This window comes from Mesorhizobium sp. M0140, assembly GCF_040322475.1.
GTDB lineage: Bacteria > Pseudomonadota > Alphaproteobacteria > Rhizobiales > Rhizobiaceae > Mesorhizobium.
The window spans coordinates 124,098-145,129 of the sequence record NZ_JAMYTM010000004.1; the positions used below are offsets into that span (position 1 = coordinate 124,098).

Sequence of the window (21,032 nt, forward strand, 5' to 3'; positions counted from 1 at the left end):
CTCACTTGATCGTAATCTTGCCCTTCAGTCCCTTGTCGGCAAGGTCGGGAACCGACCAGGTATATTCGCCCGGGCGAACGGTATGGAACTGCACCTGGATCGTTCCCGCATCGTCGAATTCCAGCCAGGCTGGTCCGCCGTCCATATGCACTTCCAAATCGTTGATGACGATCTGGTCCATCCAGACATTGCGGAAGAGGTCGGTCACGAACTTGTATTCGAAACCGCCTTTGGAGGTGATCTTCCAGCGATACCCCTGGCCGGCGATCAGCTCGAAGTCCTTCTGATTGACGGCATAGGTGGAATCGGCCGAACCGATAATCAATTCCGGCAGGTTCTTGCTGGCACGCGACGGTTTTGGTGTTGCGTCGTCGGCGCTTGCTCCGATCGGAGCAAGGACAAATCCGGCGAGCGCGGCGAAGAAAAACCTGCGGCAAAGTTTCATGTCTTGAGCCTCCCGATGATCAATGTCTGCTATTTGGGCGAAATGACCACACCCCAGGGCTGCTGGCCCACGGTGAGCGATTGGACCGGCTCGTCGGTGGCCGTGTCGATGAAGGTGATATCGTTGGAATTGCCATTAGTGGTGATTAGCGTTTTCTGGTCGGGCGTGAAGGCCAGATGCCAGACGCGCTGGCCGACGAGGATGTATTTCTCCACCTCGTAGGTATCGGTATTGATCACCGCGACATGGTTCGCCGGGCCGAGCGCGACATAGGCTTTCTTGCCATCGGCACTGATGGCGATGCCTACCGGCTGGATGGTTTCGGCCCGCAGTCCCTGAATCGCGAACTGGATCTTCTTCACCACTTCGCGTTTGGCGTTGTCGATGACGCTGACGGTGCCGCCAACCTCGGCGCTGACCCAGACCTGCGTGCCGTCGGGCTTGAAGTCGGCGAAGCGCGGGCGCGTGTCGACCAGCACGTTGTCGGTCACCTCATGCGTGCCGGTGTCGATGAAATGCGCCATGCTGGTGGTTTCCGAGGTGTTGACCATGGTCTTGCCATCGGGGCTGACACCCATGCCTTCCGGTTCCACGCCGACCGGAATCTCGGCCAGGACTTGCTTGCTTTCGACGTCGATGGCGGTGACGAGATTATCGTCCTCATTGGCGACATAAAGCGTCTTGCCGTCCGGCGAGAGCACGAACAATTCGGGATCGGGGCCGGATGGCAGCGTACCGACGATTTCAAGCGTCGCGGTATCGATGATCTGGACCGTATCGTCATCGCTGGCGCATAGGTAGACGAATTTGCCGTCATGCGAGATGGTGATGCCGCGAGGTCTCTGGCCGACTTCAACTGTCTTCACCACCTGCATCGTCGCCGTGTCGACGACGGTCATCGTGTTGTCCTTCTCGTTGGAAACGTAGGCCGTATAGGCCGATGCCGGACTGGCCGTCAGGCCGGCCGCGAGAATGGCGAATGCGCAAGCTCGTTTCTGCACGCAAATTCCTCCCGATTGACTCTACTTGAGAGCGCATTTCGTTTCCGGCTGATCGACACCGAGCGTGTCGAGTTCGGAGACCTGGTGAAGATAGCCCTCTTGTGGCGATGTCGAGACGACGGACTTGGTGTCGCCAAGCAGGATCGGCTGGCGAAGCTGGAGGTTCCATTTGCGGAAGGTCAGCTTCTGCCCCTTGAAAGCAGCAACCGAAAAATCGTCAGAGCGCATGTAGTCGCTGATCTTTTTCGCATCGTCGCCCTTGGTGCGCGTGGTGGCCTCGCCGACGGCACGCACCGCCGTCCAGGCCGACATGTCCTTGGAGAGCATCCGCCGGCTCGTCGTCTTCAGGAAGCGGCTCTGCATCTGGATGCCGCCCCATTGTTCGCTGGCGGGATGCCACGACGATGCAACCAGACCGGCCGTGCCGGCGACCAGCCGCGGCGTCCAGGTGCGATAGGGCACGTAGGTCCCGAAAACCTCGCTTTCGTCGGCGACAAGCACCACGTCATGCTCCGGGAGATCTTGCGTGAACACGGAAATCTGCTGCTGTATCTGCGTGGCGCCGGTGTCGGTGCGCCTGGCTGTGCCGGTATCCTTGAATTCCTTCTCGGCGACGATCTGGCCGCCGAAGCGGGTTGCCGCGCGGCGCAACGCATCGGCGTAGAGATGATCCTGCTTATGCGATCCATAGAGCAGCACCCAATTCGGCCACTTCTTTACCATGAGATACTGCGCCAGCGCATCGGCCAGCATGCTGCGCGTCGGCGCGATATGGAAAACGTTGATGCGGCAGTCCTCCTCGCGAAGGCTGTCGTCGGTCGCGCCGACGTTGAAGATCAGCACGCCTTTTTCGCGGGCGATGTCGGCGATCGACAGCAATTGTTTGGCTGAAAGATCGGCGACCACATAGCGGTCGCCTTTGGCGATCATGTCCTCGAACGCCCGAACCGCGTCGCCTTCGGGTTTGATCTCGGTCACGTCGAGGCTGAATTTCTGGTTGGTGAACTTTCCCGTCGTATTGTTGTCGCCGATCGCCACCTCGGCGCCGGCGACACCTTCGTCGCGCGGCGGCAGGTCGAGCATGGAAAGCGTCAATTGCGGCGCGTAGGCGCGCAAATAGCCTATCTTGATTTCAGTTGTCTTTTTTTCCGGCTTCGCCACCGTTTCCTGGCCTGCCGCATCGGAAACGTTGACGGTCAGGGAAAAAAAGCACAAAAAGGCAGCGAGAGTGCCTGGCACCGCGCTCGTCATCGATAGTAATTACCCATTCTTGCGCAAAGGTTCGACTGTTGCCGGACCCGCGCCAAGTCAAGGTGCCCATGATCAGCTTAGCGGACCCGCAAAATTTATCAAACCCCATCGGGAAACTTTTCGCGTCTGCCGGAACGGTGCGGAAGGTCTCTGACTTTATCCTCCAAATCAACGGCTACGCTCATGCCGCCGTCCCGTCGCGGCCGGCAGCTGCCGCCAGCGTCGATTTGCGTGGCAACACCGAGGAGACGTGGCGCAGCGACGTCGACTGCCTTTATAAAAACGTCTTGTCCTCCAAGCTGGAGAAACTGTTCAAATGACCAGAATGCTGGCAAGCGTCACCGGCATCGAAGAGGCGGAGATCGCTCTTTCTGGAGGTGTCGATATCGTCGACCTGAAGGACCCGAAGGCGGGAGCCCTGGGCGCGGTGTCCACGGAAACCATGCGCCGAACGATTTCGTTCATCGCTGGTCGGGCTCCGGTCAGCGCCGTCTGCGGCGACCTGCCGATGGAACCTGAAACGATCCGCATCAAGGCCGAAGAGATCGCGGCGACCGGCGTCGACTATGTGAAGATCGGATTTTTCCCTTCGGCAAATATCTCTGCCTGCGCGGAAGCGCTCGAACCGCTCGCCGCACGAACGAAGCTGATTGCCGTGCTGTTTGCCGATCTGGCGCCGGAGTTCGAGCTTCTGCCGATGTTCGCCAGGCATCGCTTCCATGGCGTGATGGTCGATACCGCGCAAAAGGGGAAGGGCCGGCTGCTCGATCATCTGCCGCCGGAGCATATTCCGGGATTCGTCGATCGCACGAAATCGCTCGGTCTGATGGTCGGCCTGAGTGGATCGCTGGAAGCTCCGGATGTTCCGCGCCTCTTGCCTTTCGCTCCCGATTTTCTCGGCTTTCGGGGGGCGCTGTGTGGCCATTCCGGTCGCACGAGTTCGATCAGCGCCGAGGCGGTCTCGCAGATTCGAGAGTTGATCCCGGCGGAATCCGGGACCGGCGGTCAATCGAGTATCGACTATCGCCTGTTGGCGGCGAGAGGCTATTCGCCGGACACCGACCCGACACTGGGCACGGACAGGATTTTTGTGCGGGATTTTGTTCTGCCGGTCCAGATCGGTGCCTACAGCTTCGAGCATGGCCATACTCAAAAAGTGCGCTTTGATGTGACCGCCGACGTGCTGCAAATCACCGACCATCCCGAGGACATGCGCCATGTATTCTCTTATGACATCATCATGGACGGCATTCGCACCATCGTCGCGCGAGGCCATATCCAGCTCAGCGAGGCTTTGGCCGAGCAGGTGGCAGCGCACGTCCTGGAGAACCAGCGGGTCGTGCGCGTTACGGTAAGGGTGGAAAAGCTCGAGCTCGGTCCTGGCGGTGTCGGCGTCGAGATCGAACGCAAGCGCCAATCGGCGGGACGCGGCGCTGCCTCCGGCACCGCTGGCCGAGAAGACCGAAGCGTTGTCTTCCGGCCGCGCCAGGAACGCCCCGAAATGCTCCGACGGGCCATCGTCAAGCTTGGCGGCAGCACGGCCCACGCGGCGGAGATGAAGAGCTGGATCGCAGCGCTGGCGGGTTCCCGGCTGCCGATCGTCATCGTGCCCGGCGGCGGGCTCTTTGCCGATCATGTGCGTGAGACGCAGACACGCATGGATTTTTCCGACACCGCCGCACATGCCATGGCGATCCTGGCCATGGAACAGTTCGGCCATGTCATCCTCGACCGGGACGAAAGGCTGACGCCGGCACGGTCGCTGGATGAGATCGGGCGAGCGTTGGAGGCGGGGAAGGTTCCGGTGTGGCTGCCGTCGTCACTGGCACTGCCGGCGCTGGATGTTCCGGCCTCCTGGGACATTACCTCCGATTCTCTGGCCGCCTGGCTTGCCGGTAAGCTTGGCGCAAACGCGCTGTTGCTTATCAAGCAGACCGGTGCATTCTTCGACAGCGATACCGCTGACAGCCTGAGGACCCGAGGCATTGTCGACCCAGGCTTTGCCGCCATGCTGCCTGACGGCGTCGATTTCCATCTCGCCGGTCCGAAGGATGCTGCCGAGGCCGGCGCGATGCTCGTGTTAGGCAAGCTGCCCGGCATCAGGATCGTGGCTTCTACAGGGTCGTCGGCAAAGAAGGCGGGATAGCCGATGGTGAAGCTGCATGTGCCGCGCTGGGCGTGGGTTTTGACGGGTTCCGGGCATTTTTTTACGGAGAGCTTCGCACTTGTTCGCCAACTCGAACATTGCGATGTCTTCGTGTCGAAGGCCGCCAACGAAGTGCTGCGCATGTACAAGCTCAAACTTGATTTCCCGGAGACGACGCGCGTGCTGCACGACAAGACCGCGAGCGCGATCCCGGTCGGCGAATTCTACCACGGTGTCTATCACACGGTCGTGGTGGCGCCGGCCACGTCCAACACGGTCGCCAAATGCGTGCATGGCATTTCCGACACGCTCGCCACCAATGTCTTTGCCCAAGCGGGAAAGTGCCGTGTGCCAGCCATCGTCTTTGCTTGCGACACCGCACCGGAACTCGAAACCCAGGCACCGCACGGGCTGGTCAAGGTCTATCCGCGCAGGATCGATCTGGAAAATACCGAGCAGTTGAAGAGTTTCGAGCGGACCCAGGTGGTCGAGTCGCTCGCTGATCTCGAAGCCTCGCTCACACGGCGACAGGCCGAACTCGCAAGCGATGGCTGAGCGGCTGGTTTTTCTTACCGGCCATCTGGCCAAGGCGCGGCTGGAACGGCTGCTGGCCGGGCTGGGCAGAACCGAATTCGCGTGGGAAATCGTCGACGTCGGCGTCAAGGTCGCCGCGCTGATGAGCGAGGACATTGTGAAGCGTCGGCTCACTCTGACAGGAGACGCCGACCGCGTCATCCTACCCGGACGCTATCGGGGAAACATCGAGCACCTGTCGGAGCATTTCGGCGTGCCTTTTGTGCGCGGCCCCGACGAGATCGCCGACCTTCCGGCCTTCCTTGGCCGGGCGGGCAAACCGCCGGATCTGACGCGTCACGATATGCGCATCTTCGCCGAGATCGTCGATGCGCCGATGCTGTCGGTCGAGGCACTGATGGCGAGGGCCTCGATGCTAGCTGCGGCCGGCGCCGATGTCATCGATCTGGGCTGCCTGCCGGAGACGCCGTTTCCATTGCTGGCGGAGGCTGTGCGAGCGCTCAAGGCACGGGGATTTATGGTCAGCGTCGATTCGGCCAGCGTGGACGAACTGACGATCGGGGCACGCGCCGGCGCGGACTATCTTCTCAGCCTCGATGAGAACACGCTGCCGTTGATCTTCGATCATAGGGCTACGGCAGTGTTGATACCTTCCACGCCTGGCGATCTGGATTCGCTCGGCCGGGCCATCGAAGCCGCGCAAAAGGCCGGTATCGCCTTCATTGCCGATCCCGTGCTCGACCCGATCCATTTCGGCTTCGCCGTTTCACTCGGGCGCTTCATCGAGGCGCGGCGCCGCTGGCCGGACGTCGAATTGCTGATGGGCACCGGCAATCTCACCGAATTGACCGACGCGGACAGTTCTGGTGTTACGGCCGTTCTAGCGGGACTCTGCTCGGAACTCCGGATCCGAAACGTGCTGGCGGTGCATGTCAGCCCACACACGGTGCGGACGATCGAGGAGCACGATATCGCCCGCCGCGTCATGTTGGCTGCTTGCACGGACGGCGCCTTGCCGCGCGGCTATCACCCAGGCCTGTTGCAGGTCCACGATCGCAAGCCTTTCACAGCCTCAACCGACGATATCGAGGCATTGGCGGTCCAGGTGCGCGATGCCAACTTCCGGATCGCGGTAGCGGAGGACGGCATCCATGTTTTCAATAGCAAAGGGCATGCAGTTGCCACGGATGCGTTCGAACTTTTTGCCGGGCTGGACGTCAACGCCGATGGCGCACACGCTTTTTACCTCGGCGCGGAACTGATGAAGGCCGAGATCGCGTGGCGCCTCGGCAAGCGTTATGTGCAGGACGAGCCGCTCGCATGGGGCGTTGCCGCGCCGGCTCCCGAAACCGACCGTACCCGTCTTGCCGAGCCGGGCAAGACGCTCCGCGCAAGGAAAGAGCGCTAGGACCATGCCCTACATCCGCGAATCGATCATCACGACGGTCAACAAGGCAGGCAACGTCCACATCGCGCCGATCGGCATCATTGCCGAGAATGACGGCTGGGTGATTGCGCCGTTCCGGCCGTCGGTCACGCTCGACAATCTCGCCGAAGTGCCGTTCGCCATCGCCAATTATACCGACGACGTGCGTGTCTTTGCCGGCTGCCTGACAGGCCGCAAGCATTGGCCAATCGTTCCGGTTGACGGGTTTCCGGTGCCGAGGCTCGAGGCGGCGCTGGCGTATTCGGGGCTCCAAGTCCAGGCAGTCGATGACAATGGCGTGCGCCCCCGCCATTTCTGCCGCGTGGTGCGGGAGGAAGCGCTTGCGCCGTTCACCGGCCTCAACCGAGCCAAGGCGGCGGTGCTTGAGCTGGCCATCCTGGTCAGCCGGCTCGGCATGCTGCCGCGCGACAAGATCGAGGCGGAAATCGCCTACCTTTCGATCGCCATCGAAAAGACAGCAGGCGACGGTGAAAAGGAAGCCTGGGGCTGGCTGATGCAGCGTGTCAGCGATCACTTGACCGCCAAAAGTTCCGGTAGCGAGGACGCGCGAGCATAGGCGCGGGCGCCGCAACCTGCTTACGAAGGATATCCCGCCAAAAGCGCCACCGCGGACGCGGGTGCCGCGCTGCTCGCTTGCCCGCGAATGGTGTCATCAGCGGGGATGATGTCGGCGAAATCAATGTAACTGCGTTCCATGCGTTCTGCCAGTCGCCTGATCTGCCAGCGGCCGATTCCGGCGCCGACGATCGGGACATCCCGAGGCAGGGTTCCGGCAACCAGCGACGCTGCATCGTGCACTTTGCGCAGTTGCTGCTCGCTGAACCAGCGCGCGACTTCACCCCATTCCGGCGGGGTAAGGTCAGTGGCGTCGCGCCCGACCATGCGCGCCAGCCGCGCGATCGAGCCATCCACGGTCTTTTCCTTGCCGTCGGCGGGAGGGTGCCTGTCGTCGTCCTCGTCGAGCACGCCCAGGATGCGGTGAGCGTCGGCGATTGAGGCGAAATACTCGTTCATCAGCGGCGTTAGCCTGCCACGGACGGGAGCCGACGAGGCTACGCCGAACAGGAATGTTCTGGTAAAGCCGGTATAGACCAATTCGCCGGTTAGAAGCCGTCCGGCGTCGGTGTAGCCGTCATTGGCCACGGCGCCGTTCTTGATGGCGATGATATCGGTGGTGGTGGAGCCCATGTCGACGAACAGGGCATCGCCGGCAAGTTTTGCCACCAATAAGGCTGTCGCGTGCCAATTGGCGGAAGCCACATCGGCGCCTAGCTGCGCTGCCCGCTCGACCCCGACGAAACCGGATGGTCCGGCATAGACCAGCTTTTTGTCTGTGGGGAAATGGGTGGAAATCTGACCCAGCAGAGCCGCTACGCCGACATCGCGAGACGGAAAGATGTCCGACAGTTCGCCTGTCATGGTGAATGCGTTGAGATCCGCACCCGCGTAGATCGGAGCCGTTTCGTCGAGGGCTGAAGCCAGCTTGTGCAGCCCTTGCCAGAGCGGCGTTGCGATCGTTACCGCCTCGACGATGCGACCGTCTTGTGCGCGGGTCACCTTCAGATGTGCGCCGCCAATGTCGAAACCGGCAATGATGCCCTTTCTTTTTTCCACGCTTCAAGCTTTCATGACGGGGGCAATTGGTCGGTGAAAAAAGCGTTGCGTATCATTCCGGTTCTCGACCTGAAAGACGGCGTGGTGGTTCGCGCCCAGCAGGGAAAACGCGATCGCTACAGGCCGATCGTTACGCCGCTCAGCCGAAGCCCTGATGTCGTCGCGGTCGCTGAAGGACTGCGTGGGCTTTATCCTTTTTCGACCTTCTACATCGCGGATCTGGACGCTATCGAAGGCGGTGTGCCAAACAGCGACGCACTCGCCCGGCTGAGGACGATGGCGGAGCCGCCGGAACTTTGGGTCGATGCCGGTGTGGCCGACGAAAAGACACTTTTGGCGGCGCTTGCCGAACGCTCGCTGTCTCCTGTTTTGGGCTCTGAATCGCAGCGGGACGACATGTTGCTGCGGCGTTTTCGCGATCATCCCGATCTCATCCTGTCCCTTGATTTCGTCGGCGATAGTTTTTGCGGACCGCGTTCTCTTCTCGATGAGCCCGAGCTTTGGCCGCAAAAGGTGATTGTCATGACGCTGGCCAAGGTCGGTGCGGCCGCCGGTCCCGACTTCGGGCGGTTGCAGGAGGTCAAGGCCAAGGCCGGAAATCGCGCCGTCATCGCGGCCGGCGGCGTCCGAGATGAGACCGACATCAGCGCCTTGTCCGCGATGGGTGTCGCCGCGGCGCTGGTCGCAACCTCATTGCACAACGCTACGCTCACCCCCGGCCGCCTCGCGTCACTCGGCGCCTGACAATCGTCGCTCGTCAACTCCCGAAGGGCGAGCGCCCTTCGGGAGTTGACGTTTCAAAAGCCCAGAACCTTTTTCAGCCGGCGCAACAGACCATCCGTCTCAGAAGAGGGTTTTTCCTGTGCGGGGCTGTCTCTTGTCTAGGCTGCGAACGGATGCTTGACCTTGTCGCGCTGGGCCGTTGCTTCGGCGGCGGTCGGCGTTCCTGCAACGGCGCGCTGGATAGCTTCCTTTGTCGCCTCGTAATTGTATTTCTGGATCTTGGCGTCGTCCGCCGCGTCCCAATGGATGAATACCCCGACGCAGATGAACACGTCGTCCGCTTCGTTGGCCGGAATGGTCCCGTCCGCGACGCTGTCCTGCACGGCCTTTGCCACGGCGTGCTGCGCCGGGCCGAACATCTGGACCGCCTGCTTGGCGCCCTTGATCGTGACCTTGTTGAACATCACGGTGTTGGGCTTGCATTGAAGATTGGGCGCGATCACCGCCAAAAGCGAAGTAAAGCCGTCCTTGTTGTTGGTAAGCGCGTTGCAGAATGCCGTTTCGACCGCGCTCCCCCGCGGGCCGATGAGCAGGTCGACATGCGCGACTTCGTTGCCGTCTCCCACCAGCGATTCACCGACCATAACCTTTGAGATTTTTGCCATGCCAATTTCCTCCAAGACACAATTATGGTGTCCACGGACGCTGCAACCGAGCAGGCGCTCGATGGACAGCTATCCTTGTTGGCAGCGTCCGGATTTGCCCGGACCGGTTGGCTAGATAGCCGCGGAAGCACAGCTTCCGCTTTTGGAAGTCAAGCACCAACGCCGCGATTATGCAAGGTGAGGGCGAGGGTGTGGACTAAAAGAGTAGCCACGGTGAGGTCGGCCGAGGTGCCGGGATTGATGTTGTCGGCCTTTAACCGACGGTCGAACTCCATGAGCAGGCGAATGCGAGACGGTTCGTCGCCCTCGGCATGGAGCGCCGCCTGGACGGCAACGGCTTCCTGCCGCGCCTGATTTGCGACGTCAACGCCGTGCTTGCGCATCACATGGCTGTCGGGGAAGTCGGCGAAAAACGCCATGTAGACGAATATCGTCGGCCACATGCCGGTTTCTCCACGTGCCAACGCTCCATCCAGCGCCGCGAGCCCGACCCCGAACACGTCGCCGAAACAGCTGCCGTACTGGCGGGCGATCATGTCGCGGTCGGTGGCCTCCCGCATCGCGTCCAGCAAATGGATCTTCGGCTCCTGCCGCACATCGTTGGCGGCTTCTCCGAGGCCACCTGGCGCGGCCGTGACGATCGCCTCGAACACCGCCTTGGTATCCTGCACGCTCAAAGCCCGAAGCAGCGAGTCGAGATTGTCCTGCAGTCTGTCACCGCTCATTTCGGCGGCGCATATCAGTGGCCCTGTCAGAAGGATGATTCCGAGATTGGTATTGGTTGCGACCGCCAGTCGGGTCGCGCGCACCGCCTCCAGCATGCGCTGTCCGACCGGCAGACGAGGATCGGTCAGCGGCCCGGAAGAAACCTCCGCACTCATCATGAATTGAGCGGCCGACATGCCGTGTCCGTCGGCGAACAGATGGACGTTGCCCGGTTTGAGGGCTTCGATCTCCATCCTGCAGGCATCCTTGTAGCTGGCCCGGAGGCGTTCACGCGATAGCGCCAACCTAGCGGCCCTCACGAATTCGCAGGCGCGGCGAAACGGTAGGGCCGCGGCGCGGCGGCCGCTTCGGCGCGGTCGGCCAGGAGTTTCAGCAAGGCATCGGCGATTGCTTCGGCGATGTTCACGGCGACCACCGATTGCAATCCCGACCAGGCGGGCATGCTGTTCACTTCGAGTATGAGCAGATTGCCGTCGTCAGCCCGCACGATGTCCACGCCGGCAAAATCCGCGCCGACCGCAGCTGACGCGGCGACAGCCAGCGAGGCCAGTTCCGCCTTGCCATGTTCGGAAACCTGTTCCGGCACGCCGCCCCTGTTGACGTTCGTGATCCAGTCGTCGCTGATGCGGCTCATCATCGCCACGGTCTCGCCGGCGCAGACAAAGACGCGAAAATCCCGGAAAGGCGGACCGGCACGCGACACATATTGCTGAAGGTAGTAGACGCTGTTCACCTCTTCTGCGGCCGGCAGGTCCGAGAGCGTGCGGATCAGCTTTATCCCGCGGCCTTGCGCCCCGAACAATGGTTTCAGCACCAGCGGTCCCCGCGGAAGCTCTTGCGCCGCGATCTCCTCGGCGACGGCAAGTCCTTCTACGGCAAAGGTGCGTGGCGTAGGCAGGCCGGCATTTTTCAAGAGGAATGTCGTCATCGACTTGTCGACGCAGCGCTCGATCGCCTGCGCGGAATTCCACACGGGAACCGACAGTCTGCTTAACGCGTGCAGCACGCCGAGGCGCCGGGTAATCGCTTCGAACGATCCAGCGGCGATCGAACGGACGAGCACGGCGTCGGGCAGCGTGCCGCCGAAGCCAGGGATCGAAAGCCCGCTCGGGCTGCCGGTGTCGAATGCGATAGCCGCCAGCGGCGCGGCTGCAACGGCGGCGCCCCGCCGACCAAGCCCTGCCGCCAGGCCGTTGGAGCCGGTGTCCACTTTGTCGCTGACGATCAGGATGCGAGGGATCATGTGGCCTCTCGGGTGCGGGAATGTCGGCGGCGCGAGCGATTCCACGCCCTCATTGCCGCGTCCGCGGCAGGGCTGCACGAAATGCAGTCGTCGGGCAGGCGAATGACGGACGAATCCCTTTGCACCGCCATCCTCTTAGCCGAGACTCCGTTCGAGCATCTTCAGATCACGCCCACCGGCGCGAAACGTATCGCCGGTTTCGATCGCTGTCACGATCACTTCGGCCGGGCTGAACAGCAGCGGGTCGATGGCATAGAAATCGCCCTTGAACCGCGTGAAGATCTCGGCGAAGGGTTGGCCGTAGTCCCGTGAGGCGCTGCTTGGGAGTTTTTCCGCGAGTTTGCCAGCTTCTTTCGCCGATCCTTTCACGAAGAGCTGGACGCTGCCGCCATAGATGATGGCATCGTTGGTTCGGCCCATGGCGGTCAGGAAATCCGGATGGGGGGCGGGGATCGGAGCCGTTCCGATGCCATCGACAACGTTCTCCAGCGGGAATTTGAGATCGTTGATCTTGTGCAGGGCAACCTCGAGCGCGCGCGCAACGATCTGCACGCCGCCGGCAAGGCTTTGTGTCGGCGCATAGAGGAAGGTGAGCTTTTCCGTCGCCAGTCCAGTTGCCTTGCCCACTTTCTCAACGATCGCGCGGGGAGGCGGTTCGGCGGTCTCCAGGATAAGCACCGCGGACGATGCGATGTCGCGATAGGAAAGTGTTTCGAACAGCGGTTCGACCCGGGCGAGTGCCCGCGCCGGTCCAGATCCCATGGCGAAATAGTCCTGGCCAGACAGGTTCCAGCCCGCATACTGGCTGCCCAGGCAGGCTAGCACCGGCTGCGAAGATCGCGCTTCGACGGTGAACGGCCATTGCTGTGACGCGCGATCCATGAACACCGAAACGCTGCCGAGACCGCCCATCGCGGCCTCAGCCATGCGCAGCCCGGCTTCGACGCTGCCGACGGTCTTGGCGCCGGCATCGATCAGGCGCTCGCCCAATGGCCCCGTGGAGACGACGATACGCAGGCGTTCGGCGTCGCCGATCATGCCGTCAACGATGCGCTGTGCATTGTCGTTCAGGAATGCCGAACCGTCTTTCATGTCCGGTCTCCTTCCCATTGGAGTTGCAATTGACTGGCTTGTCCCTTGATGAGCCGCTTGGTCGATTGGACGCTCGGACCGCGTGCGAAGACCGTGCAGACAGGGTCGCCGGCAATCAGACGGGTGCCAGCCGACTGCTGGTCCGCTGTCCATTCAGGCCAGGCGATCGACGGAAAGTGAGTGATTGGCGTCGCGGCGTAAGTCACCATCGACGCCATCGAATCGACGAAGCGCGGCAAGCGGAAGACCTGACCCGTCGCGGCGCGCAGATGCGCTTCGATCAATGGCGCTTCGACATCGTCGAAAATGTCGAGGGTGGCGCCCGGCCTCGGATTGATCTCGATGAACTTGTAGCCATCCGGCCCGCGGATGAGATCGGCGCTGCACAATCCAACCAGGCCGGCGCGCCGCGTCAGACTTGAGAGCCAACCGCCGATGAGCGCCGCCTGTCTGCGATCGAAGCGTCTCAACCGCACGGCGCCGCCGTAGCGATAGGGCGCTGTCGGGGAGGGGGACGTCCACTGTTGGCTGAAGCCCACGATGTGCGCGGTTTGCCCGTTGCCGACGAACAGGGCCGAGATGCTGCGTCCGGCAACGAAGCGCTGGAAATAGCGGCCGGCGGTCGGGCTTTCTCCGGCTGCTCGTCTGACGTGCCCGCCGCCGGCGCCGCCCGCGGTCTTGACCACCCAGTTCTCCGGATCAGGCGGCTGGTCCCATCGCAATTGCGGATGCGGGATGCCGAGTTCGGTGCAATCATCAGCCAGCAACTGCGGATCCTTGATCCTGCGGATCGCGCCGCCGCCATTGCCTGCGAGCGGAAAGTGTCGCGCGATCTTGTCCACGGTCTCAGGCATCCGCTCAAACCCAGAGCCCAGGATAATGGCGACCGGGAGGTCGTCGCCAGCCAATCGCCGAAGCGTGTCGATGATGCGCTCGCCATCGACGCCCCCCTGCAGGTCGCCCGGCAATGTCGTCGCGCGTTCTGCGAGCGCGACGGTGTCCGTATCGCAAAAGAAATCGGCGACCAGCGGACGATAACCGGCGCGACGCGCGGCGGCGGCCAGCGCCCGGCCTGAAATTGCCGCGATCAAAAGAGATCCGGCGTTACTTGGCAATCTCGCGTGCAAGGGAAAACGCTTCCTGAAAATCGAGCGTGATCGTCTTTTCGGATTCGATCATTCTTTTGAAGAGACCGAATTCGACCTTATATTTGACATTGCCAATGGCAAGCGGACCAATGCCGACAGCTTTTGCCGTTTCGAGTGGATCACCATTGGCATTGACGGCCAATCCTTCGATGCCGGCCGGGGGAACAGCATTGACGTCGGCCGCAATAAGCAGGTCATTGCCTTTCAATTGGGCTTTGGAGACCACTTGGACGCCGGCTTTAGCGCAAGCCAGGATAATTTCGTTTGCCTCGACCAGCTTTGTCTTGCGGGCGTCGCTCGATCCGTCAGCGGCATCGACGATGATGTTGAATCTGCTTTCGATCTCGGCCGCGATCTGCTTGACCCTTTCAATGCCGTCATGGCCGACAAGTGTGACCCGTGCACCTTCCTCTGCCGCGATGACGGCGGTGCAGAAGCCGACGACGCCGGTGGCGCCGAAAACAGCCACCCTCGTATCCCTGAGCCCACGCTGGAATTTCTTCTCCAGCGCCTTTTCGACCTTGGCCACCATCGCCGCGGCCGTGGTGAACGAGCCGGCCGGATCGGCAAATACCGAAACCTGGAAAGGCGGCACCATCGCCTTCTTCGCGGCGTCGAACATGTCGAGCGCCAACGAGGCATCTTTCCCGGCGATGAAGATGCCGGTGTCGACACCCGCATCCGGCGGGCGCGAAAAGATCGCGTCCTGGACCAGGCCTGTCACTTCGGCGAGGCTTACATCGACATAGGGGACGACGGCGTCGAAACCTGCGTCGAGCGCCATATTCACGTCGAAGGGGCTCATCTGCTTCAACGGTGTCAGCATGTGCAGGATGTGTTTGCGGGCCATTTCTTGCCTTTCTGCCTGAAACGGGAGCGTCAGCTGCCGACGAGATTCAGCCTGGTTGAGCTGATCTTCGCGCCGGAGTTCCTGCCCTTGACGATCTTGATCTCAAGGCCGTCTCCAACTTTCGTCTTCCGAACCGCGTCGACGAACTTGAGTGCGGCGTCATGCGATGGCGCGAAGGCAAAGCCTGTCGGCCCCCAGGAACTCTGGCCGATGCCGACGGCGCCTGCTTCATTGAGACGGTGGGCCGCCATCTCGACCCCCTTCGAGGTGAACACGCCGCCCTGCGCCGGGGCGAAATGGCTGCCGATCAGCATCTGTATCGCGGTGACGGCGGCGCCGAATGCCGGAAGGTCCCGCTCGACCAGAGCCGGCATAATGCCCATCAGCACCCTCCGGCAGATCTCCCCGCTGCCTGCCGTTGGGAATGGCGGCAGCGAACGAAACGCCGCGACCTCGGCAGCGCCATGCAGTCCATGCCCGGAATGGTCGAGGATGAGGATGACGCGCCACTCTTCCGGAAACGGCAGCCGCGCGACGACCGGAGGCGTTCCGCCGCGGTCGTTCTTGCCGGCGTCGACTATGACGCCGCCGTCTTCGAAACTTGCGATGCCGATGCCGGATCGGCCGCCCCGCTCGAGCAGGCTGGCGTCGCCGACGATATCCAGAGGCAAATTATGGAGAGTGCGCAATGCCGAGGCGACGGCAAGGGCGATCTGCGTGCCGGACCCCAGACCCGCATGACTGGGGATCGACTGCTCGACCACCAGATGGTGCTGGCCGCGAATGCCGAGATGCTTGCAGAGCGTCGACAGATGCTCGCTGGCGCGGGTGCTCTCGGAGTCTTCGACGATGGTCTCGCCGGACCGCGACAGGGTGACGACGGTTTCGGGTTCGCTCAATGGAAGCCCGACGCTGCCGAACCGCCGTCCGGCATCGCCATTGAGATCAAGGAAGCCGAGGTGCAGGCGAGCGGGCACTCGTATGGTAACAGAATTCGACATCTGCCCCCCGATGGGTGCATCATGGATGCATCATGGAAGTTTAGGTGCCCGGTACCATGATAACTGTTTTCGTCGATGGGGCAAGCCAAAGAGAATGCATCCACGTGTTTGCCGGCTCCGGCGCGTAGACAGACCGAGCAATTCGCGGAGGTCGAGATGAACGAGACAGTCAAGGAAAAGGTCTATTCGGAAGCCGAGATCGCCGATCGGCTTGAGAAGGAGCTGCCGAAATGGCGTTACGAAAACGGCTGGATCCGGCGCAAATACAAGACCCACAGCTGGAAATCGACGCTCATGGTCATCAACACGGTTGGCCATCTCGCCGAGGCGGCGTGGCACCATCCCGATATCACCGCCTCCTATGCCTGGGTCGAGGTGCGCCTGACGAACCACGCGGCGAAAGGCATTACCGACAAGGATTTCGAGTTGGCGAAAAAGATCGAGGATGTTGTCCAGTGGCAGCCGGCCAAGGAAGGCGGGGCACTGGAAGGCACTCCGCTGACCGATCAACGCTTCGCTTACGTCAAATATGACTAAGCAGGGTCGGAATTTGTTGACGCGTATGAAAACATTCGCTGATCTGCTGCAAGGTGGGGTTCACGGCCAATCCAGTTTCGTCTAGGATCGGGCCGGCACCAGAAAGTAGTTTAGCGAATGGCGGTTGCTTGGATCGGCAACCGGGAAGCGCTGATTGAGCACGCGGCTACGCATGCCGCGTCGCTATTGTCGTCAAGTCGGTGCCCGGTTTTCAGCTTTGATACGGATATAGACGGCACGAGGGCGGCGATCGCGCTGGCCGAGCGGGCTGGCGCGGCATACGACCATGCCGATGGCGCGGCACTTGCCCGGGAGACCGCGCTTTTTACGGACAAGGGGGCAATGACCGTCGCCCCCGGTGAGACGCGCCGGCGTGCCGATGTCGTGGTGATCGTGGGCGAGCTCCCGCGGATCCATCATGGTCTTGTTGGCGAACTCGCTGGGACGGTTCCCGACCTCTCGACCGGGAACCAGCGCGCGTTCTTCGTGGTAGGTCCAAACGGGATGTCCGTGCCGCCGCTGAACGGCGGGCGCAAGGCAACGCAACTTTCCTGTGGCCAAGCCAGCCTCGCCGCCACGCTAGCGGCACTGCGGGCACAGTACAAAGGGCAGCGTACATCGCAACCGGTGTCGAATTTCAATGATTTCGCCAAAGCTCTGGCGGCCGCGCATTTCCCCGTGTTCCTGTTTTCAGGCCACGCCGCCGAAGGCTTGGCATTGGAGATGCTGCAAGGACTGATCGCCGATCTCAATCGCAAATCGCGCGCATCCGGCCTTCATCTGCCGGCGAACGAAAACGGCTGGGGAAGCACGCTCGCCTCGGCCTGGATGACAGGTTTTCCACTGCGCACCGGCTTTGCGCGCGGCTTCCCGGAATTCGATCCCTGGCGCTGCGATGTGGCGCGCATGATCGCTGCCGGCGAAGCCGACCTGCACCTGCGGATCTCCGCCACAACGGCTCAACCGAAGGAAAAAAAGCGCCGCATCGCGCTGATTGCGTTGACGAAAACGCAAGAGCCGGTTGCCGGCGCCGCGGTCACCATCGCCATCGGCGAGGCTGGGGTCGATCACGATGCGGTTGTCTACTCCAGCCGCACGGGCTCGCTCAGGTCGATCGATGCGCAAGCGGCCTCGCAATTGCCCTCCGCCGCGACGATCATCCGCCTGATCGCTACCCATGCTTTCGCCGAGGCACTGCCATGCTGACGAAAATCGCCGGCGGCGACATCATCGATCCCGTCAACGGCCGTCTCGGCAAAGGCGACCTCTGGATCAAGGACGACAAGATCGTTCCGGCGCCGGCGGGAGGGGCGGCCGACCGGATCATCGAAGCCAGCGGCTGCATCGTGATGGCTGGCGCCATCGACATCCACTCCCACATTGGCGGCGGCAATGTGAACACCGCGCGGCTGCTCTTGCCCGAACAGCACGCCGCCCATCAGCCGCGGCCAGCAATGACGCCGCTCTCCAATGCCGGCTGGTCGACGTTCCAGACCGGCTGCCTCTACGCAAAGATGGGCTTTACGACGGTGGTCGAGCCGGCGATGTCGCCGGGAGCGGCGCTTCACACGCATCTCGAACTGGCTGACATCCCGATCATCGACAAAGCAACCCTCGCCATTCTCGGCAATGACGATTTCCTGTTGTCGATGATCCGCGACGACGCCCCCCGAACGATGATCGAGGACTATGTCGCCTGGACGGTCGCTTCGACGCGAGCGCTTGGGGTCAAGGTGATCAACGCCGGTGCGGCGGCCGCCTTCAAGGAGAACGTCCGCACCTTCTCGCTGGACGATGTCGTGCCTTCCTATGGCGTCAGTTCGCGCAAGATCGTCAAGACGCTGCAGGCCGCCGTCGACAGTCTTGGCCTGCCGCATCCCCTGCATGTCCATTGCAACAATCTGGGCAGCCCCGGATCGGCGGATACGGCGGCTGCGACGATTGCAGCGGCGGATGGGCTGCCGCTGCATCTCGCCCACCTCCAGTTCTATGGCTATGGCACGGAAGGAAAACGCGGGTTTTCTTCCGCCGCCGCACGGCTTGCCGAACTGGTCAACGCGACGCCGGAAGTCACCATCGATATCGGCCAGGTCATGTTCGGCCAGACGGTCACGGTCTCCTCCGACGTCATGCGGCAGTTTTCGGCGCGTGGCAGCGCGCACCCGAAAAAGACCGTCATTCATGACGGTGACGGCAATGGCGGCGGCATCGTGCCCTACAGCTATGGCAAGGACTTCTACGGCACGATGCAGTGGGCGATCGGGCTCGAGCTTTTTCTCCTGATCGACGATCCCTGGCGTGTGTTCTTCACCACCGATCATCCCAACGGTGCACCTTTTACCGCTTATCCGGCGCTGTTCGAACTGCTGATGAGCCGGGAAGCGCGCGCCGAAATGACCGCCGGACTTTCACGATCCGCTCTGGCGCTCTCTACCCTGGCCGCAATCGACCGCGAATACACGTTCGAGGAAATCGCCATCATGACGCGCGCGGCGCCAGCCAAGCTGCTCGGCTTGACGGACCGAGGCCATCTCGGCGCCGGCGCAACAGCAGACATCGCTATCTATCGCAGGGACCGCAGTATCGCGAAAATGCTCGGACGGGCGGCGTATGTTTTCAAGGATGGCGATCTCGTCGTGCAAGACGGGGAAATCATCCATTACCGCTGGGGCAAGGCATTGAGGCTCAAGCCGCCTGTCGACAAGGCAATGGTGCGACGGCTCGAGGACTATCACCAGCAGCGCTACGGCCTGTCGCTGGACTGGTTCAATTTTCCGGATTCCGCGATTGCGCGCGAACAGCCATTCGGCGAGGTGCCATGCCGAACATGAGCGTCAATGGGGTGACGATCGACGATACCTTCGCGGAAGCCTTCGGCATGCGCGCAACCGCCATCGTCATCACCGCGCCGAGCCGGAAATGGGCTCGCCAGGCGGCGATCACGATGACCGGCTTCGCCACCTCGGTGATCGGTTGCGGCTGCGAAGCGGCAATCGATCTCGACCTGCCGCCGTCGGCCACACCGGATGGCCGGCCGGGCTGCCGCGTCATGATTTTCGCGATGGGAACGGACGAATTGCAGAAACAACTGCTCAATCGTGTCGGCCAGTGCGTTTTGACCTCGCCGGGTTCCGCCTGCTTTGCCGGGCTGCAGGGCAGCGCCGAGCTCAAGCTCGGTTCGGCGCTGCGTTATTTCGGCGACGGCTGGCAAATCTCCAAGAAGATCGGCGACAGGCATTTCTGGCGTATTCCCGTCATGGATGGCGAGTTCCTGTGCGAAGCAACGACCGGACTGACGAAGGAAGCTGTCGGTGGCGGCAATTTCTTTGTCATGGCGCAAAGCAGCGCCAACGCTTTGGCCGCTGCCGAGGCCGCGGTCGGTGCGATCGGCATGGTGCCTGGCGCCATCGTGCCGTTTCCGGGCGGCATCGCCCGTTCGGGTTCCAAGATAGGTGGCAAATACAAAGGGATGATCGCCTCGGCCAACGAAGCCTATGCGCCGACGTTGCGCGGCGTCGTCGCGAGTGAACTCGGTCCCGACATCAACGCCGTCCTGGAAATCGTCATCGATGGTGAAACCAATGATGCAGTTGCCGCCGCGATGAAGGCCGGCATCAAGGCTGTCATAGAGCTCGGACCGAAAAGAGGCGCGGTTCGCATCAGCGCCGGCAATTACGGCGGCAAGCTCGGAAAATTCATCTACTCGCTGAAGGATATGCTGCCATGAAGGGGCTGACCTTCACCCTGGTTGCCGAGCCGCCGGAGCGCCTTGACCTGTCGCCGCTGACGCCGGAGCGGCTGGCCGGGATCGAAAGGCGCGACGTCGAAGGAATCCAGATCGGCATGTCGAAGCACGGATCGAAGGTGGGCGACATTTTTCGCGTCGCCGGCAGCGATCCGACAAGCATCGTGTTCGAGGGCGGAAGCACGCGCCTTGACCTTGTGGCGCAAGGCATGCGGGGTGGGTCGGTTCGCCTCGTTGGCAATGCCGGCGCCCAGGCCGGGCGCGCCATGCGCGGTGGCAAGCTGACGATCGAAGGCAATTCGGGTCCATACGCCGGCTCCGGCATGCGCGGCGGCAGGCTTGAAATAACGGGCAATGCCGGCGACCACCTCGGTGCGCCGCTCGTGGGGGAACTGGCCGGCATGAACGGCGGTGTGTTGATCGTCAGGGGCAAGGCGGGCGCCTTCGCGGCGGACCGCATGCGGCGCGGCCTGATCGCGGTGCTGAAAGGCTCCGGAGACCTTGCCGGCAGCCGCATGATCGCCGGCACGCTGGTGGTGGCCGGTGGCACCGGCGAGATGCCCGGCTATCTGATGCGTCGCGGTTCGATCCTTCTCGATCGCGCGCCGGCACGCATGTCGCCGAGCTTCGTCGAATGCGGCGCGCCCGAGAGCGTTTTCGCCGCCATCATCGATCGTCATCTGATCGCCGAGGGCATTTTGAAACGGCCGCTTCTGGGGAGCGCACCGCGCAAATATGGCGGGGATAATGCAGTGCTCGGAATGGGCGAGGTTCTTTTTCCGCGCTGAGATCCGTCGACACAAGAACCATAGGATGGCAGGACGCAAGTGCTGCCGCTGGGTGGCAGTAGGGGGCGACCGTCAT

Annotated in this window: 22 protein-coding genes; 11 read left to right on the forward strand and 11 right to left on the reverse strand. The window is 62.3% G+C overall.

The genetic code is table 11. The annotated features are described in order from the left end of the window. Position 1 precedes the first annotated feature (1 nt). From NKJ37_RS05995 to NKJ37_RS06005, 3 genes are read right to left on the reverse strand one after another with little or no spacing between them, the layout of a single operon-like run. The gene (locus NKJ37_RS05995; protein ID WP_023810411.1) at positions 2–445 is read right to left on the reverse strand and encodes a hypothetical protein; all 444 of its coding nucleotides are present in this window, start codon (positions 443–445) and stop codon (positions 2–4) included. Positions 446–474: 29 nt separating this feature from the next. Beyond that, on the reverse strand, positions 475–1,446 hold the full coding sequence (locus NKJ37_RS06000) for a YVTN family beta-propeller repeat protein (RefSeq protein WP_023810412.1): 972 nt from the start codon (positions 1,444–1,446) through the stop codon (positions 475–477). A gap of 21 nt (positions 1,447–1,467) precedes the next feature. Then, a complete protein-coding gene (locus tag NKJ37_RS06005) occupies positions 1,468–2,697 on the reverse strand; it encodes a lanthanide ABC transporter ABC transporter substrate-binding protein PedA1 (protein WP_352773185.1) in 1,230 nt (409 codons plus the stop codon). 68 nt (positions 2,698–2,765) lie between these two features. On the opposite strand from NKJ37_RS06005, the gene NKJ37_RS06010 reads away from it, so the two are divergent. Genes NKJ37_RS06010 through NKJ37_RS06030 form a run of 5 tightly spaced genes read left to right on the forward strand, consistent with a single transcriptional unit; the run spans position 2,766 to position 7,380 of the window. Continuing rightward, the gene (locus NKJ37_RS06010; RefSeq protein ID WP_352773188.1) at positions 2,766–3,017 is read left to right on the forward strand and encodes a DUF2380 domain-containing protein; all 252 of its coding nucleotides are present in this window, start codon (positions 2,766–2,768) and stop codon (positions 3,015–3,017) included. Beyond that, positions 3,014–4,843: a (5-formylfuran-3-yl)methyl phosphate synthase gene (locus NKJ37_RS06015; protein WP_352773191.1), complete on the forward strand. Its 1,830-nt coding sequence runs from the start codon at positions 3,014–3,016 to the stop codon at positions 4,841–4,843. Before NKJ37_RS06010 ends, NKJ37_RS06015 begins: the two co-directional genes overlap by 4 nt. A 3-nt stretch (positions 4,844–4,846) precedes the next feature. After that, on the forward strand, positions 4,847–5,398 hold the full coding sequence (locus NKJ37_RS06020) for a flavoprotein (protein WP_023810415.1): 552 nt from the start codon (positions 4,847–4,849) through the stop codon (positions 5,396–5,398). Beyond that, on the forward strand, positions 5,391–6,785 hold the full coding sequence (locus NKJ37_RS06025; RefSeq protein ID WP_352440194.1) for a DUF6513 domain-containing protein: 1,395 nt from the start codon (positions 5,391–5,393) through the stop codon (positions 6,783–6,785). The genes NKJ37_RS06020 and NKJ37_RS06025 overlap by 8 nt, the downstream gene beginning before the upstream one ends. Before the next feature lie 4 nt (positions 6,786–6,789). Further along, entirely contained in the window at positions 6,790–7,380 is a 591-nt protein-coding gene (locus NKJ37_RS06030) for a DUF447 domain-containing protein (protein WP_023810416.1), read from the forward strand. A gap of 20 nt (positions 7,381–7,400) precedes the next feature. Here the strand turns inward: NKJ37_RS06030 and NKJ37_RS06035 are convergent, their stop codons facing one another. Then, positions 7,401–8,438: a hydantoinase/oxoprolinase family protein gene (locus NKJ37_RS06035; RefSeq protein WP_023810417.1), complete on the reverse strand. Its 1,038-nt coding sequence runs from the start codon at positions 8,436–8,438 to the stop codon at positions 7,401–7,403. A 33-nt stretch (positions 8,439–8,471) separates the two neighbouring features. Here NKJ37_RS06035 and NKJ37_RS06040 point away from each other — a divergent pair, with 33 nt between their 5' ends. Beyond that, a complete protein-coding gene (locus tag NKJ37_RS06040) occupies positions 8,472–9,182 on the forward strand; it encodes a HisA/HisF-related TIM barrel protein (RefSeq protein WP_128303328.1) in 711 nt (236 codons plus the stop codon). Between the two features lie 137 nt (positions 9,183–9,319). Here NKJ37_RS06040 and fae read toward each other — a convergent pair whose 3' ends face one another. The 7 genes from fae to NKJ37_RS06075 form a co-directional block, all read right to left on the reverse strand. Then, positions 9,320–9,826, reverse strand: a complete 507-nt coding sequence (gene fae, locus NKJ37_RS06045) for a formaldehyde-activating enzyme (RefSeq protein WP_013532036.1) — start codon at positions 9,824–9,826, stop codon at positions 9,320–9,322. Positions 9,827–9,975: 149 nt separating this feature from the next. Beyond that, on the reverse strand, positions 9,976–10,851 hold the full coding sequence (locus NKJ37_RS06050) for a triphosphoribosyl-dephospho-CoA synthase (RefSeq protein WP_352440195.1): 876 nt from the start codon (positions 10,849–10,851) through the stop codon (positions 9,976–9,978). After that, positions 10,848–11,795: an ATP-grasp domain-containing protein gene (locus tag NKJ37_RS06055; protein ID WP_352440196.1), complete on the reverse strand. Its 948-nt coding sequence runs from the start codon at positions 11,793–11,795 to the stop codon at positions 10,848–10,850. Before NKJ37_RS06055 ends, NKJ37_RS06050 begins: the two co-directional genes overlap by 4 nt. A 135-nt stretch (positions 11,796–11,930) precedes the next feature. After that, positions 11,931–12,887 (reverse strand): methenyltetrahydromethanopterin cyclohydrolase, encoded by a 957-nt coding sequence (mch, locus tag NKJ37_RS06060; protein ID WP_352440197.1) that lies wholly within the window; start codon positions 12,885–12,887, stop codon positions 11,931–11,933. Next, positions 12,884–13,855 carry an ATP-grasp domain-containing protein gene (locus NKJ37_RS06065; RefSeq protein ID WP_352773195.1) on the reverse strand — a complete coding sequence of 324 codons (972 nt, stop codon included), beginning with the start codon at positions 13,853–13,855 and terminating at the stop codon, positions 12,884–12,886. Before NKJ37_RS06065 ends, mch begins: the two co-directional genes overlap by 4 nt. Positions 13,856–13,991: 136 nt before the next feature. Next, on the reverse strand, positions 13,992–14,885 hold the full coding sequence (locus tag NKJ37_RS06070) for an NAD(P)-dependent methylenetetrahydromethanopterin dehydrogenase (protein ID WP_023810423.1): 894 nt from the start codon (positions 14,883–14,885) through the stop codon (positions 13,992–13,994). Between the two features lie 29 nt (positions 14,886–14,914). Further along, the gene (locus NKJ37_RS06075; RefSeq protein ID WP_128303333.1) at positions 14,915–15,886 is read right to left on the reverse strand and encodes a beta-ribofuranosylaminobenzene 5'-phosphate synthase family protein; all 972 of its coding nucleotides are present in this window, start codon (positions 15,884–15,886) and stop codon (positions 14,915–14,917) included. 156 nt (positions 15,887–16,042) lie between these two features. On the opposite strand from NKJ37_RS06075, the gene NKJ37_RS06080 reads away from it, so the two are divergent. The 5 genes from NKJ37_RS06080 to NKJ37_RS06100 all read left to right on the forward strand — a co-directional run bounded on the left by NKJ37_RS06080 (position 16,043) and on the right by NKJ37_RS06100 (position 20,956). Then, positions 16,043–16,423 (forward strand): 4a-hydroxytetrahydrobiopterin dehydratase, encoded by a 381-nt coding sequence (locus NKJ37_RS06080; RefSeq protein WP_013532029.1) that lies wholly within the window; start codon positions 16,043–16,045, stop codon positions 16,421–16,423. A gap of 117 nt (positions 16,424–16,540) precedes the next feature. Beyond that, positions 16,541–17,629 carry a tungsten formylmethanofuran dehydrogenase gene (locus tag NKJ37_RS06085; protein WP_352773198.1) on the forward strand — a complete coding sequence of 363 codons (1,089 nt, stop codon included), beginning with the start codon at positions 16,541–16,543 and terminating at the stop codon, positions 17,627–17,629. Further along, positions 17,623–19,254 carry a formylmethanofuran dehydrogenase subunit A gene (locus NKJ37_RS06090; protein ID WP_352673758.1) on the forward strand — a complete coding sequence of 544 codons (1,632 nt, stop codon included), beginning with the start codon at positions 17,623–17,625 and terminating at the stop codon, positions 19,252–19,254. The genes NKJ37_RS06085 and NKJ37_RS06090 overlap by 7 nt, the downstream gene beginning before the upstream one ends. Then, positions 19,242–20,150: a formylmethanofuran--tetrahydromethanopterin N-formyltransferase gene (gene fhcD, locus NKJ37_RS06095; protein ID WP_352552632.1), complete on the forward strand. Its 909-nt coding sequence runs from the start codon at positions 19,242–19,244 to the stop codon at positions 20,148–20,150. The genes NKJ37_RS06090 and fhcD overlap by 13 nt, the downstream gene beginning before the upstream one ends. Further along, on the forward strand, positions 20,147–20,956 hold the full coding sequence (locus NKJ37_RS06100) for a formylmethanofuran dehydrogenase subunit C (protein WP_352773201.1): 810 nt from the start codon (positions 20,147–20,149) through the stop codon (positions 20,954–20,956). Before fhcD ends, NKJ37_RS06100 begins: the two co-directional genes overlap by 4 nt. The last annotated feature ends 76 nt before the right edge of the window (positions 20,957–21,032 follow it).

Excerpts from the sequence above, each read along its gene's own strand:
- fhcD (WP_352552632.1), top strand. The coding sequence starts at position 19,242 with ATGCCGAACATGAGCGTCAATGGGGTGACGATCGACGATACCTTCGCG.
- NKJ37_RS06100 (WP_352773201.1), top strand. The coding sequence starts at position 20,147 with ATGAAGGGGCTGACCTTCACCCTGGTTGCCGAGCCGCCGGAGCGCCTT.
- NKJ37_RS06010 (WP_352773188.1), top strand. The coding sequence starts at position 2,766 with ATGATCAGCTTAGCGGACCCGCAAAATTTATCAAACCCCATCGGGAAA.
- mch (WP_352440197.1), bottom strand. The coding sequence starts at position 12,887 with ATGAAAGACGGTTCGGCATTCCTGAACGACAATGCACAGCGCATCGTT.
- NKJ37_RS06080 (WP_013532029.1), top strand. The coding sequence starts at position 16,043 with ATGAACGAGACAGTCAAGGAAAAGGTCTATTCGGAAGCCGAGATCGCC.
- NKJ37_RS05995 (WP_023810411.1), bottom strand. The coding sequence starts at position 445 with ATGAAACTTTGCCGCAGGTTTTTCTTCGCCGCGCTCGCCGGATTTGTC.
- NKJ37_RS06090 (WP_352673758.1), top strand. The coding sequence starts at position 17,623 with ATGCTGACGAAAATCGCCGGCGGCGACATCATCGATCCCGTCAACGGC.
- NKJ37_RS06085 (WP_352773198.1), top strand. The coding sequence starts at position 16,541 with ATGGCGGTTGCTTGGATCGGCAACCGGGAAGCGCTGATTGAGCACGCG.
- NKJ37_RS06005 (WP_352773185.1), bottom strand. The coding sequence starts at position 2,697 with ATGACGAGCGCGGTGCCAGGCACTCTCGCTGCCTTTTTGTGCTTTTTT.
- NKJ37_RS06015 (WP_352773191.1), top strand. The coding sequence starts at position 3,014 with ATGACCAGAATGCTGGCAAGCGTCACCGGCATCGAAGAGGCGGAGATC.
- NKJ37_RS06025 (WP_352440194.1), top strand. The coding sequence starts at position 5,391 with ATGGCTGAGCGGCTGGTTTTTCTTACCGGCCATCTGGCCAAGGCGCGG.
- NKJ37_RS06075 (WP_128303333.1), bottom strand. The coding sequence starts at position 15,886 with ATGTCGAATTCTGTTACCATACGAGTGCCCGCTCGCCTGCACCTCGGC.
- NKJ37_RS06030 (WP_023810416.1), top strand. The coding sequence starts at position 6,790 with ATGCCCTACATCCGCGAATCGATCATCACGACGGTCAACAAGGCAGGC.
- fae (WP_013532036.1), bottom strand. The coding sequence starts at position 9,826 with ATGGCAAAAATCTCAAAGGTTATGGTCGGTGAATCGCTGGTGGGAGAC.
- NKJ37_RS06020 (WP_023810415.1), top strand. The coding sequence starts at position 4,847 with ATGGTGAAGCTGCATGTGCCGCGCTGGGCGTGGGTTTTGACGGGTTCC.
- NKJ37_RS06070 (WP_023810423.1), bottom strand. The coding sequence starts at position 14,885 with ATGGCCCGCAAACACATCCTGCACATGCTGACACCGTTGAAGCAGATG.
- NKJ37_RS06055 (WP_352440196.1), bottom strand. The coding sequence starts at position 11,795 with ATGATCCCTCGCATCCTGATCGTCAGCGACAAAGTGGACACCGGCTCC.